This window comes from Stenotrophomonas sp. SrG, assembly GCF_050031795.1.
Lineage (GTDB): Bacteria > Pseudomonadota > Gammaproteobacteria > Xanthomonadales > Xanthomonadaceae > Stenotrophomonas > Stenotrophomonas rhizophila_A.
Genome location: NZ_JBNBBE010000345.1, coordinates 1 through 264 on the forward strand (window position 1 = coordinate 1; position 264 = coordinate 264).

Annotated in this window: 1 pseudogene; it reads right to left on the reverse strand. The window is 68.6% G+C overall.

The features are described 5' to 3' along the window. Positions 1 to 264 (reverse strand): annotated as a pseudogene (locus ACQG3P_RS20055) (phospholipase D family protein); the annotation flags it as partial.

The window sequence follows — 264 nt, forward strand, 5'->3', positions numbered from 1 at the left end:
TCGTGCGCCGAGTCAAGCATCAGCAGGCGCAGCTGGGCCGGGGTGTGGAAGGCGAGGGCGGCCCCCGGGACCGCCGCGTCGCTGTTCCAGTACGCATCGAAGATCGTGTTGGCCTGCAGCACCGCCTTGCCGGCCACGATCAGGTCCAGGTCGCGGAAGTTCACATCGCTGCGCGCGCTGAAGTCTTCCTCGCCGATGTTGCGTCCGCCGACGAGGGCGACCCGGCCATCGGCGAGCCGCGGTTTGTTGTGCTTGCGGTGGTTG